General features: G+C 60.5%; 12 protein-coding genes and 1 pseudogene. 2 read left to right on the top strand and 11 right to left on the bottom strand.

Translation table 11 applies throughout. The features are described 5' to 3' along the window. From PL597_RS25380 to PL597_RS25335, 10 genes are all read right to left on the bottom strand, one after another. Positions 1–1,482, bottom strand: a 1,482-nt coding sequence (locus tag PL597_RS25380; protein WP_269835423.1) for a HAMP domain-containing protein, incomplete at its 3' end; no start/stop codon positions are given. A gap of 87 nt (positions 1,483–1,569) precedes the next feature. Next, positions 1,570–2,154 (bottom strand): adenylate kinase, encoded by a 585-nt coding sequence (locus PL597_RS25375; RefSeq protein ID WP_012475965.1) that lies wholly within the window; start codon positions 2,152–2,154, stop codon positions 1,570–1,572. 21 nt (positions 2,155–2,175) lie between these two features. Further along, on the bottom strand, positions 2,176–4,134 hold the full coding sequence (acs, locus tag PL597_RS25370) for an acetate--CoA ligase (protein ID WP_077768139.1): 1,959 nt from the start codon (positions 4,132–4,134) through the stop codon (positions 2,176–2,178). A 65-nt stretch (positions 4,135–4,199) separates the two neighbouring features. Next, positions 4,200–5,735, bottom strand: a complete 1,536-nt coding sequence (gene glpD / locus PL597_RS25365; protein ID WP_077768140.1) for a glycerol-3-phosphate dehydrogenase — start codon at positions 5,733–5,735, stop codon at positions 4,200–4,202. Positions 5,736–5,752: 17 nt separating this feature from the next. Then, positions 5,753–7,255: a glycerol kinase GlpK gene (gene glpK, locus PL597_RS25360; protein ID WP_012475962.1), complete on the bottom strand. Its 1,503-nt coding sequence runs from the start codon at positions 7,253–7,255 to the stop codon at positions 5,753–5,755. A gap of 81 nt (positions 7,256–7,336) precedes the next feature. Continuing rightward, positions 7,337–8,020: an SGNH/GDSL hydrolase family protein gene (locus PL597_RS25355; protein ID WP_012475961.1), complete on the bottom strand. Its 684-nt coding sequence runs from the start codon at positions 8,018–8,020 to the stop codon at positions 7,337–7,339. A gap of 22 nt (positions 8,021–8,042) precedes the next feature. Further along, the gene (locus PL597_RS25350) at positions 8,043–8,996 is read right to left on the bottom strand and encodes an ABC transporter permease (RefSeq protein ID WP_012475960.1); all 954 of its coding nucleotides are present in this window, start codon (positions 8,994–8,996) and stop codon (positions 8,043–8,045) included. Between the two features lies 1 nt (position 8,997). Next, positions 8,998–9,960, bottom strand: a complete 963-nt coding sequence (locus PL597_RS25345) for an ABC transporter permease (protein WP_012475959.1) — start codon at positions 9,958–9,960, stop codon at positions 8,998–9,000. Positions 9,961–9,982: 22 nt separating this feature from the next. After that, positions 9,983–11,479: a sugar ABC transporter ATP-binding protein gene (locus tag PL597_RS25340; RefSeq protein WP_077768141.1), complete on the bottom strand. Its 1,497-nt coding sequence runs from the start codon at positions 11,477–11,479 to the stop codon at positions 9,983–9,985. Positions 11,480–11,565: 86 nt separating this feature from the next. Further along, positions 11,566–12,597, bottom strand: a complete 1,032-nt coding sequence (locus tag PL597_RS25335) for an ABC transporter substrate-binding protein (RefSeq protein WP_161991478.1) — start codon at positions 12,595–12,597, stop codon at positions 11,566–11,568. 353 nt (positions 12,598–12,950) lie between these two features. Here PL597_RS25335 and PL597_RS25330 point away from each other — a divergent pair, with 353 nt between their 5' ends. After that, positions 12,951–13,592, top strand: coding sequence for an SGNH/GDSL hydrolase family protein (locus tag PL597_RS25330; RefSeq protein ID WP_077768143.1), 642 nt, complete (start codon positions 12,951–12,953; stop codon positions 13,590–13,592). 72 nt (positions 13,593–13,664) lie between these two features. Beyond that, a complete protein-coding gene (locus tag PL597_RS25325; RefSeq protein WP_234888140.1) occupies positions 13,665–14,756 on the top strand; it encodes an ROK family transcriptional regulator in 1,092 nt (363 codons plus the stop codon). Positions 14,757–14,874: 118 nt separating this feature from the next. Here PL597_RS25325 and PL597_RS25320 read toward each other — a convergent pair. Then, positions 14,875–15,103: pseudogene (locus tag PL597_RS25320) on the bottom strand (methyl-accepting chemotaxis protein); the annotation flags it as partial.

The raw sequence follows: 15,103 nt of genomic DNA, 5'->3' as shown, positions 1-15,103 counted from the left end.
GGTGATCTCGTCGACGGCGGCTGCCGTTTCTTCGAGCGAAGCAGCCTGCTGCTCAGTCCGTTTGGCAAGATCCTCGGCCGCCTCGGCCATCTGGTTGCCGTTGCCCTGGATCATTTCGACATTGTCGCGGATCTGGCGCATCGTCGCCTGCAGGTGCAGCATCGAGGCATTGAAGTCCTGCCGAAGCTGATCGAGCTCACCATCGAGGGGACGGCCGATGGTCACGGTCAGATCGCCGCTCGCCAGCTTGTGCAGGCCGGATGCAACCGCCTCGACAGCGTTACTGATGGCAGCCGCATCGCGGGTCTTGCGGAGGTCGTCTTCCTGGCGCTGTTGGCGCGCGAGTGACCTCGACTGTTCCGCCTCATTTTCCACGCGGATCTTTTCGAGCGCGTTGTGGCGAAAGACATCAAGCGCCCTTGCCATCTCGCCGATCTCGTCGCGCGTTTCGACGCTGCCGATCTTTTCATCGAGCTTGCCTGATGCAACCGCCTTCATGGAGGCCGTGAGCGCTTCGATCGGAGACTTGATGGTTCTGAGCAGCAGATAGCCGGCGACGCAGCCGAAGAGCAGGGCGATCACGGTCGTCACTAAGGATATGGTTTGCGCCTGGTCTTGGGCCGCGGAGGCATGGCCGCGCTGGATGTCGGCGAATAGAAGGATCTTGTTCCAGGCGTCATTCATGCTGGCGCTCGCAGCCTTGAAGGCGGCGTCACGTTCTCCGACCTTGACGAGGAGCTGGTCGAACCTCTCCGAGGTCCCGCCGATCACGTCGATGGCTTTGCTGGCCAGTTCCTGGATAGGACCGTTGGCGGCATGCTGTTCCTTGACCTTGCCCAGATAGAAGCCCAGGCCCTTGAGACGGCCCTTCACCTTCTTGAGGGTATCGTCGTTCATTCCACCCAGAAAGTCGGAAGCGGCGATCCGAAGTTCGTAGTTCATGGAATTGATCTTGTTCAGCGTTTCGGCGGTCGCCGCTTGTGCTGCCGCCTGATCGGCGGGAATGTTCAGATAGGTCTGCAGTTTGGACTGCACATCCGACAGGGTTGCGAGATCGCTGGAAATCCCTTCCCGCAGTTTCCTCTCGTCGCTGTGCATGTCCCAGAGGCCGTCGATCGTCCTGGAGACCTCTTCGGCAATCGTCCCGGCGGCAACCAGGCTCTGCCGTTCATCCTGCTCTTGAGCGAAGGACAGGCTCGTCGATATCTTAGCGCTCTGGTCTGCGAGCAGCGCCTTCAGCGCATCGCGCTTGGCCTCGGTCGCCTCGAGCAGGAAGGAGTTCATCCCGTCCTGGGCTTGTTTGATCGCAGACAGCGTGACCATCCCGCTCGAACTGCTCGCGAGCTGGGTATTCAGCATGTTGCCTGAGAGATAGTTGACGAGGCTCAAGCCTGCGATGCCGATCAGTATCGGCGTCAGCAGACAAAAGATTTTAGTCCGGATCGGTCCGCGCAACAGCAGGAAGTCAAAATGAATGCTCATGATTCTCCACCCAAGATAACGAGGTCCCATAATAATTATTCTGAGTGAATGAATATCCGGTAAAATTGATCTCGAATTAGTAATGTCTCAGGAATATTCGGCCGCGGCCGACTCCAGGATCTCCAGAATCCGGGCGGTCACTTCCTCGGGAACGGCGAGGCCGTCGACCTGAAAGTAGGGCGACCGACCCTTGTAGAACTCGCTCACCGAAAGGGTCTCGGCCCGATACGCCTTGAGGCGCAGTTCCAATGTCGCCGCATTGTCATCGGCGCGTTGTGCGCCGGCAGACTCTGCCGCCCTTCGGCAGATGCGGTCGTAAAGTTCTTCCTCCGGGACGACGAGCTCGATGACAGCAGTCAGGGAATGCTCCCCGAGCGATTGATCCAACGACGCCGCCTGCGAAATCGTGCGCGGAAACCCGTCGAGTACGAATCCGCGCTGAGCTTCCGGACTGGCAATCCGGTTGGCGACGATCGCCGAGACGGTATCGTCGGAAACGAGCCCGCCGGCTGCCATGGTGGCCGCGACCGCCAAACCGAGGGGCGTTCCCGCCTTGACCTCGGCCCGGAGGATATCGCCGGTCGATAGATGCGGGATGCCGAGCTTTTCGCAGATGCGCTTGGCTTGGGTCCCCTTGCCGGACCCGGGCGGGCCCATCAGGATCAGTCTCATGGGATAGTCCTTTCCTTCGGTCTAGGCCGCCTCGGCCCTGTTCTGGCGGTTGACGATCAGATCGTCGACGACAGCGGGATCGGCAAGCGTCGAGGTGTCGCCGAGCGACCCGAAATCGTCCTCGGCGATCTTGCGCAGAATGCGGCGCATGATCTTTCCCGAGCGGGTCTTCGGCAGGCCCGGCGCGAACTGGATCTTATCAGGCGACGCGATCGGGCCGATTTCCGCGCGGACATGCTTGACCAGCTGCTGGCGCAACTCCTCGGACCCTTCGCTGCCCGCCATCAGCGTGACATAGCAATAGATGCCCTGGCCCTTGATGTTGTGTGGATAGCCGACGACAGCGGCTTCGGACACGAGGTGATGCGAAACCAGGGCGGACTCGACTTCCGCCGTCCCCAGCCGGTGGCCGGAGACATTGAGGACGTCGTCGACGCGACCTGTGATCCAATAATAGCCGTCGGCATCACGGCGACAGCCGTCGCCGGTGAAATACTTGCCCTCGTAGGTGGAGAAGTAGGTCTGGATGAAGCGCTTGTGATCGCCATAGACGGAACGCGCCTGACCTGGCCAGCTGTCGGCGATGCAGAGATTGCCGTCGGCGGCCCCTTCGATGAGCTTGCCTTCGGCATCGACGAGCTCCGGCCTGATGCCGAAGAAGGGCCGAGTGGCCGAGCCTGGCTTCAGGTCGGTCGCACCCGGCAGCGGCGTGATCATGATGCCGCCGGTTTCCGTCTGCCACCAGGTATCGACAACAGGGCAGCGCCCGTCGCCGACCGTGTGATAGTACCATTCCCAGGCTTCGGGGTTGATCGGCTCGCCGACCGAGCCAAGCAACCACAGGCTGGATCGGCTGGATCGTTTGACGAAATCATCGCCGGCGCCCATCAGCGAACGGATTGCGGTCGGGGCGGTATAGAAGATGTTGACCTTGTGCTTATCGATCACATCCCAGAACCGGCCGGCATCGGGGAATGTCGGGATCCCCTCGAACATCAGCGTCGTTGCGCAGTTGGCGAGCGGTCCGTAGACGATATAGGAGTGTCCCGTGACCCAGCCGACGTCGGCAGTGCACCAGTAGATATCGCCGTGCTGGTAATCGAAGACATATTCGTGGGTCATCGAGGCGTAGACGAGATAGCCGCCGGTGGTGTGGAGAACGCCCTTCGGTTTGCCGGTCGAGCCTGAAGTATAGAGGATGAACAGTGGATCCTCGGCGTTCATTGGCTCGGGCGGGCAGTCGGCCGAAACAGTGGCTGCTTCCTCGTGATGCCAGAGGTCGCGGCCCGGCGCCCAACTGAGCGGGCTGCCGGTGCGGCGGATGACGAGCACGTTCTTGACCATGACATGACCGCGCGCGGCGATGTCGATCGCCTTGTCGACATTGGCTTTCAACGGAACCGGCTTGCCGCCGCGCAGGCCCTCATCGCAGGTGATGACGAAGGTCGATTCACAATCGACGATGCGGCCACCCAGCGCCTCGGGACTGAAGCCGCCAAACACCACGGAATGGATTGCGCCGATGCGGGCGCAGGCGAGCATCGCATAGGCCGCTTCCGGCACCATCGGCATGTAGATAGTGACACGATCGCCCTTCTTGACCCCGTGCTTCTTCAAGACGTTCGCCATACGACAGACGTGCTCGTAAAGCTCGCGGTAGGTGACCTTCCTGTCGAGCGATGGATCGTCACCTTCCCATATGATGGCGACCTGATCACCGTTTGTTGCGAGGTGCCGGTCGATGCAGTTGTAGGAGACATTGGTCTCACCGTCCTCGAACCATTTGATCGAGACATCCCCGGTAAAAGAGGTGTCCTTTACGCGGGTGTAAGGCTTGAACCAGTCGATGCGCTTGCCGTGTTTGCCCCAGAACTGCTCGGGGCTAGCGACACTCTCCTCGTACCATTCCTGGTACTCGGCCTTATTGATCAGCGCATGGCTCTCCACCGGTTTGGTGACCGGATAAATCTTGTCCGACATCAAAACTCCTCAAATGTCAGGCGGCCGGCCGGCATGATCGATGCGCTACGGCCCGCCGAAAAATCTCACTGCGCGGCAACCTGCCGCTGGATGATCTCAGAAATGAATTGGTCGAGAAGGGCCACTTCGCTGTGGCTGAGATGCAGTCCCTTCTTCGAGCGTCTCCAGAGAATGTCATTCGTCGTGCGCGCCCATTCGTGCGCCATCAGGTAGAGCACTTCGGCTTCGTAGAGATCGGACCCGAACAACCGGCCGAGATCCTCGATTTTCCCGGCAGTGCCGAGAAGGACGGATGCTCTTGTGCCATAGCGGCGGACAAGCCGGCGCGCATGCGAAGCGGCGAGGAATGGATAGGCCTTGTGAAGCTTGGTGACCTCCGCCTCGTAGCCTTGAACCGGAAAGTCGCCGCCCGGCAGATGGCTCTTGGCCGTCCAGGGAGCCCCCTTGGTGCCGATCGCCTCACCGATCTTCTCCAACGCGTGCTCTGCCAGACGCCGGTAGGTGGTGAGCTTGCCGCCGAAGACGTTGAGGAGCGGAGCCCTGTTGACCTCGCTGCCGACGAAGCCGTCAAGCTTCAGCACATAGTCGCGGGTTGCCTCCTGCGCCTTGGTGGCGCCGTCGTCGAAAAGCGGGCGGATCCCTGCATAGGTCCAGACGATATCGTCCTGCCTGACCGGCTCCTTGAAATATTCGCTCGCCGCCTTGCAGAGGTATTCCGTCTCCTCCTGCGAGATCCTGACGTCCTTCGGATCGCCGCTGAAGTCGCGATCGGTGGTGCCGATCAGCGTGAACTCGTCCTCATAGGGAATGGCAAAGATGATGCGATTGTCGGGGTTCTGGAAGAAATAGGCCCGCGGCCCCTCGAACTTCTTCTTGACCACGATATGGCTGCCTTGGACGAGACGGACGTTGCGCGCCTCATTCTTGCCGAAGGCGCCGCGGATCACATGGTCGACCCAGGGACCGGCCGCATTGACGAGCATGCGTGCGCGGTGAACCGCCGCGATCCCGGAGACCGTATCCACCGTCTCGATCGTCCAGAGCCCGTTCTCGCGCCGCGCCGAGACAACCTTGGTGCGCGGCATGATCAGCGCGCCCTTGTCGCTGGCGTCGCGGGCATTGAGCACCACGAGGCGGGCATCGTCGACCCAGCCGTCGGAATATTCAAACGCCTTGGAGAAGAGCGCCTTCAGCGGTTTGGCCGCCTCGTCGCGGCGCATGTCGAGTACCGCCGTCGGCGGCAGCAGCTTGCGGCCGCCGAGATGGTCGTAAAGGAAGAGCCCGAGCCGGATCAGCCACGCGGGGCGGATGCCGCCTTTCTGGTAGGGCAGCACGAAGCGCATCGGCCAGATGATGTGCGGCGCCATCGCCCAGAGCACTTCGCGCTCCATCAGCGATTCACGCACCAGCCGGAACTCGTAATGTTCGAGATAACGCAGGCCCCCATGGATGAGCTTGGTGGCACCCGATGATGTGCCGGATGCAAAGTCGTTCATCTCCGCCAACGCGACCGAATAGCCGCGACCGACCGCGTCGCGCGCGATCCCGCAACCGTTGATGCCGCCGCCGATTACGAACAGGTCGTGGATCTTATCTGCCATGTCGGTCTCCCGTAACGTCACGCCGTTGCCGCATAGGAAAGCGTGCTTGCAACGGCGGCGCGCCATTTCCGATAGCGTCGCGCCCGCTCGTCAGTGTTGAGGTTGGGGGTGAAGCTGCGCTTTGCCTTCCAGTTCGCGGCAAAGGTCTGAAGATCGGGCCAGACGCCCGCTTGCGCGCCGGCGAGTGCCGCAACTCCGTAAGCTGTCGCTTCCTGGCTTTGCGACCGCTCGATGACGCTTCCGAGGCAATCGGCCAGCGCCTGCATGGCCCAATCGCTGCCCGACAGGCCGCCATCGACGCGCAGGGTCGCACCCCTGACGTCCATCGGGTAATCGGAGGCCATCGCCTCGAGGAGATCGCGCGTCTGGTAGCAGACGGATTCCAGCGTCGCCCGCGAAAGCTCGGCGATCCCCGTGCCTCTCGTTAGGCCGAAAATCGCGCCACGGGCTTGCGAATTCCAGTGCGGCGCGCCGAGCCCGGTGAATGCCGGCACCAGGTAAACGTCTTCCTGTTCGTCGGCCAGATGCGCGAGACGGCCCGTCTCGTCGGCCGCCTTGATGAGCTTCAGGGAGTCGCGCAGCCATTGAACCGCGGCACCCGCCATGAAGATCGAACCCTCAAGTGCATAAGTCGTTTTGCCATTGAGGCGATAGCCAATGGTCGACAGCAGACGATTGGACGATCTGACGATCTGATCGCCGGTGTTCAGGACCACGAAGCAGCCCGTGCCATAGGTCGATTTGAGCATTCCGGGCTTCAGGCAGGCCTGACCAAGCAGAGCCGCCTGCTGGTCGCCCGCGAGCGCCCGGATTGGAATTTGAGCGCCGAAATGGGCGGCAACCGTCTGGCCGAAATCGTCGGCACAATCCTTGACCTCGGGCAAGAGAGCCCGCGGGACTCTGAAGGCGCCCAGCAATTCGTCGTCCCAGCGATTCTGACGAATATCGAACAGCGAGGTGCGCGACGCGTTGGTGGCGTCCGTCGCGTGCACGGCGCCGCCGGTGAGCATCCAGGTGAGATAAGTGTCGATCGTGCCGCACAGCAGCTGGCCATTCTCGGCCGCACGCCGCGCGCCGTCGACATTGTCGAGGATCCAGGCGATCTTGGTGGCGGAGAAATAGGGATCGAGCAGAAGGCCGGTCTTTTCCTGTATCAGCGGGCCAAACCCGTCTGCGCGAAGGACCTCGCATGCGCCGAAGGTGCGGCGATCCTGCCAGACGATCGCCGGATGGATCGGCTTGCCCGTCGACCGCTCCCAGATGAGGCAGGTTTCGCGCTGATTGGTGATGCCGATCGCCGCAACGTCGCGCGCCTCGATGCCGGCTCGCGCGAGAGCGGTACGGGAGGTCTCAACAACAGAATCCCAGATTTCGGTGGCGTCGTGCTCGACCCAACCCGACTTCGGAAACGACTGTGATATCTCTTTTTGATCGATCGCGATCGGCTGGGCATCGGGGCCGTAAACGATGGCTCGGGAGGACGTCGTCCCCTGGTCGATCGCCAGAACATAGCCGGTCATGGGAGCCTCAAATCTTGTTTGCGGAAAAGGACCGCCAGCCGCCTGGGAGGATGGCGCCTGGCGGCCGGCGACGGAACGCTGCTAGGCCACAGCTTTCTTCGCCTCTTGAGAGAAAATCGCCTTGACCTTTTCTGCGATTGCCTGGCCGAGCGTGATATTCGTGTCAGCCGAGAAATGGATGCCATCGCAGCCATCGGTCTTGACGAACTCGCCGGCGTCGAGAAAGTCGACCTTCAGGAAGTTGGCGAGCGCCTTGTACTGCTTTGAAAGTTCGACGGACTTTTCGTAGCCACCGCCGAACATGCCTTCGAACCATGGGTCAGGCATGGGAGCGAGCGGCGGCGGCGAGACGATCAGAAGCTTCGGGGCAGGATAGGGCGTGCCGATGCCGCCGGCCGAAGTCAGAACCTGTCCCGCAAGCTTGCCCATGCCGTTGGCGATCTCGTAAGGCGTGCGGCGGAAATACGACTTGGTGTCGTTGGTGCCGAGCAGGATGATGACGAGATCGAGCGGCAGGTGGCTGGCGAGCGCCATCGGCAGATAGGCGCTGCCGTTCAGCCTGGGATCGTTCGGATCCTCGACGCTCGTGGTGCGGGCGCTTAAGCCTTCCTCGATGATCGTATAGCCGTCACCGAGTGCTGCGGCCATTGCGCCGGTCCAGCGTTGTTCAAAGGGGTATCTGAGTGTCGGCGACGACTCGGGTACCGGAATCCATCCCCATGTCAGTGAGTCCCCAAAACACAATATCGAGCGGCTTTCTGCCATGTCATTACTCCTCCGATGACGACTAGTTGGTACGCGCCTTGAGGCCGTAGAAAATGGCCGCAAGGAGAATGATGAGGCCTTGCGCGATGAGCTTCCCGGAGTCGCTGACGCCGAACGACGTCATCACGACAAAGAGGAGCGCGAACGAAAGGACACCAAAGAACGGTCCCCAGACGCCGCCTTCGCCGCGGCCGAAGACCACGCCGCCGAGAATGGTTGCGGCAACAGAAAGGATCGGCAGATCCAGGCCGACGCGAACGCTTCCGACTGCGATCGAAGCCGTTTGAACGAGAGCCGCGATGCCGGCGATCAGGCCTGCCAGCGTATGCGCCACGACGACGGTGCGTTCGACGGGTACGCCTGAGAAATGCGCTGCTTCCGCGTTTGCGCCGACCGAGGTCACGTAACGGCCGAACACCGTTCTCGACAGAAGCAGGGACAGCAGCGTGGTCAGCACCACCCAGAACAGGACCGGGAGGGGCAGCGGGCCGAGTTTGACGTTATAGATATCGTTGAAGTAGCTCGGCACGTTACCCGGCGGCTTGCCGCTCGACAGGAACTGCACGGCACCAACGAGGATGATGCTGACCGCAAGCGTCACGATAACAGCCGAGACGCGGCGCTTGCCCACCATGAAACCGTTGAACAGCCCGATCGCGGTGCCCGTGAAGAGCGCGAGCAGCACGAAACCGGTCGCCGACATTCCGGGAAACTGGCCGGACGAGATGAAGTAGTTGACGAGCAGGATGACGCCGCCGCCGGCGAGGTCGATACTTTTGACCCGCATGACGAGCAACTGCCCGAGAACGAGGACGCCGAGCGGGGCGACCTGGCGAATGAAGATGCCCATGACATTTGCGTTCAGCATCTGCGGGCGCGAGACCCACAGGACGATCAGCAGCAATGCAAAGACATAATAGGCGGGCGCAATCTTAAGCATTCGCTGAATTGCGGGATTTTTTGCGAAGGCTGACATCTTAGAGCCCCATCTTCTTGCGTGTCTGGAAACCGACGACAAGGAGCAGGATGCCGCCCTTGATCGCCGTCTGAATGAACGGCGAAACGTTGACCAGGTTCATGCCGTTGGAGAGGAGCGCCAGTACCAGGGCTCCGATAATCGTTCCCTGCAGGCTGCCGACGCCGCCGGAGAGTTGCGTGCCGCCAATGGCGACGGCGGTGATCGCGTCGAGTTCGAAGAGAAGCCCGACATTTGGATCGCCGGAAACGATGCGGCCGGCCAGGAACACGCCAGCAAGGGCTGCGAAGCACGAGCAGGCAACATAGGCGAGGATGACGTTGCGCTTGTCGGCAACACCGAAGTTGCGCGTCGCGTCTTCGACGCCGCTGGCAATACCGCCGCCGATCGCGAAGAGATGCAGGCCGAACCGCGAGCCGTAGAGCAGTTTCCAGGCGACCAGGGCGACACAAATGCCCCAGAATATCGGCATGGGGATGCCGAGGAACGACCCCGAGACCGAGCTGATGACGACATCCGGAATGGTCCCGCCGGAGACCGGACGCAAGATGCGCGCAGCGCCGAGGACGATGTACTGCATCGCCAGTGTCGCGATGATCGGATGGACGTTGAGACGAGTGATCACGATGCCGTTGGTCAGGCCGAGCAGGGCCGCCAGCAGGAAGACTGCCGGGATCGTGATGTAGCCCGGAGCGTCCAGCGCGAGGATGGCCGTCGTGAAGCTGATCAGCGAGCCGACGGACAGGTCGAGGCCGCCGACGAGGATGACGAACAGCTGACCGACCGCGGTGATGACGAGCGGCATTGCCTGCGCGACCAGGTTGAACAGATTTTCCCGGTTCAGGAACTGGTCCGTCTGAATGATCAGAGCGATGCTGAGAACGATCGTGATCAGCAGGGGAACGATCCAGAGACCTTGGCGGCTCTGATTTCCCTTGAATAGTCTTGTGAGGGTCTTGGTCATCGGATTGGTTCTCTGTTGGCGTTCACGCGCTCAAGGCGGCGTCGAGGATGTCGTGCTCGGTCGCCTTGGCGGCGGGCATGTCGGCAACGACCGTGTCGCCATGGACGACATAGATGCGATCGCAAAGGCCGATGAGCTCGACAGTTTCTCTCGACAGGACCAGCACGGCCCCACCGTTCTGCGTGAAGTCGCGAAGCAGCTTGTAGATTTCAGACTTGGCGCCGATATCGACACCGCGCGTCGGCTCCTCGATCAGGAGGATGTCGAGATTGGCGGCGATATAGCGGCCAAGCAGGACCTTCTGCTGATTGCCGCCGGAGAGCGCGCCGACGGGCGCGGACGCATTGATCGTGCGAACGTTGAGCCGCTTGATCGTGTCGGCAACGAGCTTGCGATAGTTCTTCGCGGGGGAAAATCCTGCTCGTGCCGAATGGAGCGCGATCTCGATATTGTGCGCGATCGGGAGGTTGAGGAACAAGCCTTCCTCCTTGCGGTCCTCAGGAATGAAGCCCACGCCCATCTGCTGCAGCTTGCGCACACCGTTCTCGTTCGGCACGGGCAAGGCCAGCGATTTTCCGTTCAGTGTGATCGTGCCGGAAAACGGCTGGAATTTGCCGACCAGCGAGCGGAGGAGTTTTTGCTGACCCTGTCCTTCGAGCCCGGCAAGTGCGACGATCTCACCCTTGCAAACATGCAGTGAGAACGGCTTTGACGAAGCGCCGATCTTGAAGTGCTTGATGTCGAGCATCGGTTCGCAGGCTGCCGAGGCGTTCCTTGCCGGGAAAAGGTCCTTCAATTCCCGGCCGACCATCATTGCGATCAGCGATGTCGGCGTCATTTCCGAAAGCGGGCGCGTGCCGATCAGCTTGCCGTCTTTCAGAACCGTGACCGTGTCGCATATCTGGAAAATTTCATCCATGCGGTGCGAGATGTAGACGAGGGCCTTGCCCGCATCGCGCAGTCGGCGGATATGCTTGTTGAGGATCTCGACGTCAGCGGCGTTGAGTGCGGCGGTCGGCTCGTCGAGAATGAAGATCGAGGCATCGGCTTTGATGCCATGGGCGATTTCGACGAATTGCCGTTCGGCAATCGTGAGGTTCGAAACCAGCGTCCGCGGATCAAGATCGAGCGACAGCTCTTTCAGCGCCTTTCCGGTTTCGGCATTCATCCGTTTGTAGTCGACGGTGCCGAAGCGCGTTACGGGCTCGCGCCCGAGAAACATGTTTTCGGCGATCGTCAGGTTCGCCAGAAGCGTCATCTCCTGGAAGACCGTCGATATGCCGAAGTCGAGCGCCTCTTTCGGATTGAGGAAGGCGATCTTGTGTCCGTTCTTGAAGATCTCGCCGCTATCAGGCTGGTGAACGCCCGCGAGGATCTTCATGAGCGTCGATTTGCCAGCGCCATTCTCGCCCATCAGGGCATGGACGGAACCCGGCAAGAGCTCCAGCGACACTCTATCCAGTGCCAGACTTCCGCCAAACGACTTTGAAATGTTCGACATTTCTATAAGGTTGGCCATTCGTTCCTCCCAATCCATGCAGCTCCGCTCGGTCACCATCCGCCGGTTCCGGAATGAAACCGGCGGATGCGCCTTGGGAGGCTATTTTAGTTCTTGGTATAATACTTCTTCAGGTCGTCCTCGGAGAGCTGGGAAGGCCACCAGACGTTCGCCGAGAGATCGTCGCGGTAATACTTCTTGACCTTCTCCAGGTCCCAGCCCGGAGGATTGTAGTCGTAGTGCTTGTAGAGCTGCTTGCCCTCCAGCAGTGCGACAGCGGCATGCACGCCTTCGGCGCCCTGGGCCGGCGAATATTCAGCCGAGATCGACTGGAAGCCGTCATGGATCCACTGGCCGAAGAAGCCGTTGTTGCCTTCTCCGGAGATCGGCGGGATCTTGGCGCCGAACTGCTTGAAGACGTCGACGCAGGCGCGCGTCATGTCGGCACCCGACGACCAGATGCCATCGACATCGGGGCTGTTCAGGTAAAGCGTTTCGCAAACGCTCTTGCCCTTGTCGTACTGCCAGTCACCGTGCTCTTCGGCGACGATCTTCACGTTCGTGCCCTTGAGGGATTCCAGAAGGCCATTATAGCGGTTGGTGTCTTCCGGATGACCGGCGAGACCGCGCAGAACCCAGATCTTGCCGTTATCGCCGACGGTCTTGACGAGCCAGTCGCCCATGACCTTGCCGAAGTGCTCGGCGCCGCCCTGGATCTCGGTCGTGTAGTCTTCTGTTTCGACGCGACCGGTATGAACGATGACCGGGATGCCGGCGGCAATCGCCTTCTTCATGGAGGCGTTTGCGGAGGTGGAGGTGACCGGCTGCACGATGATCGCGTCGACCTTCTGGGCGATCAGGTCTTCGATGTCGGCAACCTGCTTCTTCTGGTCAAAGCCGGCGTCGAGCAGGATGAACTTCTTGATGCACTTGTTGGCTGCGGCCGCCGCTTCCGATTCGTGAGCAACCTGAACGGTCCAAGTGTTGGCGTTGACGCCAAAATCGCTCATGCCGATAACCCAGCCGCAGTCCTTCTTGTACTTCCCGGCTTCCGTCTGCGGATTGTCGCCAGCCTTCGGCGTGATGCCGTCCATAAACTTGACTTCATCCGCCCATAGCGGGCCCGCGGTCGACGCCATCAAAAGCGTAGCCCCGAGGATAGATTTCACATAGCCGTTCACGAGATTTCCTCCCTTGCTCAAACACCGTCGTCCTCTCGACGTCGGATCTCCATTGCCACGGAGACACATTTATCCAGGCCGCTGAAGCGGCTTTAATCGCGGGCCAAAGCCATTGGATGACTGGGCTGGCTATGTTCAGTTCCTGGAAAATCTTGCTCTCCCATTCATAGAAATGCCACACGGATAAACGGCTGTCAATAATTATTCAGACTGAATGAATATCAATAAACTTGCACCATGGATCGACAAAGGCCATAATCGCCGTTGAATGTTCATGCGTCTTTATGATTTGCCATAAAGGTGGGGAGGAAATGCGGTCAGTCTTATGTTACGGCGACTCGAATACGCATGGCCAGATTCCGGGCGGCTCGCCGCTCGATCGATATGGGCCGGACGAGCGCTGGCCAGGCGTTTTGAGACGGGAGCTTGGAAGCAAGTGGTATGTGGTCGAGGAGGGCTTGAGCGGCCGTACGACGGTTCGAGACGATCCGATCGAAGGCCCGATGAAGAATGGCCGAACCTACCTCCGGCCATGCCTCATGAGCCACGCAATCCTCGATCTCGTCATCATCATGCTCGGGACGAACGACCTGAAAGCCCGTTTCCACCAGCCTCCCTCCGAAGTGGCGATGGGGATTGGCTGCCTGGTCTACGATATCCGGGAGCTGGCGCCCGGTCCGGCCGGCAAGCCCCCCGAAATCATGGTGGTTGCTCCACCGCCGATGCTGGACGATATCAAGGAATGGGAACCCATATTTTTCGGCGCCCAGGAGAAATCCCGGCGTCTCGCCCTCGAATTCGAAATCATTGCCGATTCGCTCGAAGTACATTTTTTTGACGCCGCCACCGTCGCGGCTTGCGATCCGCGCGATGGCTTTCACATCAATCGGGAAGCGCATGAAGCCTTGGGAACGGCGCTCGCCAGGGAAGTCGAGGCGATCGGTTGGAGATGATGATATTGCCGCAGCGACGTTACGAATGGATGCCAGTACATCTTTATGCCTTACTCCAAGAGGATTGCATTGATGCCTGATATGCGTTTTGCACCACCCAATCCCTTGCGTATTGCCGATCGGGCAACCGGCCTGAATGCGGTCAGCGTGCGCAGTTACAATGAGCGCCTGCTGCTGTCGCTGTTGCTTCAGAACAGCGAGATCACCCGATTGGAGATCGGCGAACGGACGGGCCTTTCAGCCCAGACTATTTCGGTGCTGGTCAGGTCGCTGGAGCAGGAAGGACTGGTTGCGAAGGGGGAAGCCCAGAAGGGACGGGTCGGGCCTCCGACCGTTCCGGTTGCCCTCAATCCGGAAGGGGCCTTTTCGATCGGCATCAGTGTCGGCCTGAAGCGTACCGACGTCGTTCTGATCGATTTTGCCGGCGCCGTTCGCTATCATATGCAATTGCCTAATCCGCAGCCCGAACGCGACAGCAACCAGACAATGTTCATCGAGACCATTCGTCAGGCGGTGAACATCGTCCCCAAGAATGCTCAAAAGCGTCTAGCCGGCATTGGCCTTGCGCTTCCGTCGAGCGCTTCGGAGGGGCGTGAGGAAAAGGCCTACTTCGACTCGCTCCAGAAGGAAGTCGAGGAGCTTACCGGCTACTCGGTGTTCGTGCAGAACGACATTACGGCTGCGGCCAGCGGCGAAAGCATGTTCGGTGTCGCCAAGCCGTTTTCCGATTATCTCTACTTTTATATCGGCGCGAACCTCCACAGCCGCCTGGTCTTGAACCACCAGATCCACCACGGCAATTCGGTGGTCAGTTTCGATGTCGGCGTGGCATCTTTGGAATCCGTATTGACCGCCGTGGGCGCGCCAACGGATCACCTGTGGCAGCCGCTCGCACCATGGCCGGAGAACAGTCTGGTTCTCGAATGGGAAGGCAAACTGGCGGAAAAGATGCAGGGCATCGTCAAGTCGCTCGCGCAATTTGTCGAGCTCGAAGCGGTGATCGTTTCTTCATTCGTGCCGAATGTCGTCTATCGGAACATCTGCGTCTCGCTGCAAAAGCTGGTTCCCGAAGTGACCGTGATGCCGAGCGGCATATTGAACACGCCGAAGGCCGTCGGTGCTGCAAGCCTGCCATTCATCTCCCGTTTCATGGTGGAAAGTTGAAGACCGTGGTGGCGGCTGGGTTCACCGCCACCATCCCAGCCCGACATGCGCGGGACCGGCCGTAGAAGAGGCCTTGAAAGAACGGGACGCCGCGTCAATCGATGTCAACTGCGGCAAATCACGCCGCCCGACTGTGGGCCAACGCCGCTTCATCTTCGCCTCCGATTTGAAAGTGCTGGACCAGCGCCAACAGGCCGTCAGCCTGGGAGGCGAGTTCGCGGCTCGCGGCCGTCGTCTCCTCGACCATCGCCGCATTGTGCTGTGTCATCTGGTCCATCTGATTGACGGTCGAGTTGACCCCCTGCAGCGCACTCGACTGATCGTGGCTGCCGCGGGCGATCGTCTCG

This window comes from Agrobacterium sp. ST15.13.013 (assembly GCF_027956525.1).
Taxonomy (GTDB): domain Bacteria; phylum Pseudomonadota; class Alphaproteobacteria; order Rhizobiales; family Rhizobiaceae; genus Agrobacterium; species Agrobacterium salinitolerans.
Note: the sequence above shows the minus strand (reverse complement) of the source record. Positions and strands in the feature narration are given on the sequence as shown.

Bases quoted from the DNA above. Each gene is read 5' to 3' on its own strand.
- PL597_RS25375 (WP_012475965.1), bottom strand. From the start codon at position 2,154: ATGAGACTGATCCTGATGGGCCCGCCCGGGTCCGGCAAGGGGACCCAA.
- acs (WP_077768139.1), bottom strand. From the start codon at position 4,134: ATGTCGGACAAGATTTATCCGGTCACCAAACCGGTGGAGAGCCATGCG.
- glpD (WP_077768140.1), bottom strand. From the start codon at position 5,735: ATGGCAGATAAGATCCACGACCTGTTCGTAATCGGCGGCGGCATCAAC.
- glpK (WP_012475962.1), bottom strand. From the start codon at position 7,255: ATGACCGGCTATGTTCTGGCGATCGACCAGGGGACGACGTCCTCCCGA.
- PL597_RS25355 (WP_012475961.1), bottom strand. From the start codon at position 8,020: ATGGCAGAAAGCCGCTCGATATTGTGTTTTGGGGACTCACTGACATGG.
- PL597_RS25350 (WP_012475960.1), bottom strand. From the start codon at position 8,996: ATGTCAGCCTTCGCAAAAAATCCCGCAATTCAGCGAATGCTTAAGATT.
- PL597_RS25345 (WP_012475959.1), bottom strand. From the start codon at position 9,960: ATGACCAAGACCCTCACAAGACTATTCAAGGGAAATCAGAGCCGCCAA.
- PL597_RS25340 (WP_077768141.1), bottom strand. From the start codon at position 11,479: ATGGCCAACCTTATAGAAATGTCGAACATTTCAAAGTCGTTTGGCGGA.
- PL597_RS25335 (WP_161991478.1), bottom strand. From the start codon at position 12,597: ATGGCGTCGACCGCGGGCCCGCTATGGGCGGATGAAGTCAAGTTTATG.
- PL597_RS25330 (WP_077768143.1), top strand. From the start codon at position 12,951: ATGCGGTCAGTCTTATGTTACGGCGACTCGAATACGCATGGCCAGATT.
- PL597_RS25325 (WP_234888140.1), top strand. From the start codon at position 13,665: ATGCCTGATATGCGTTTTGCACCACCCAATCCCTTGCGTATTGCCGAT.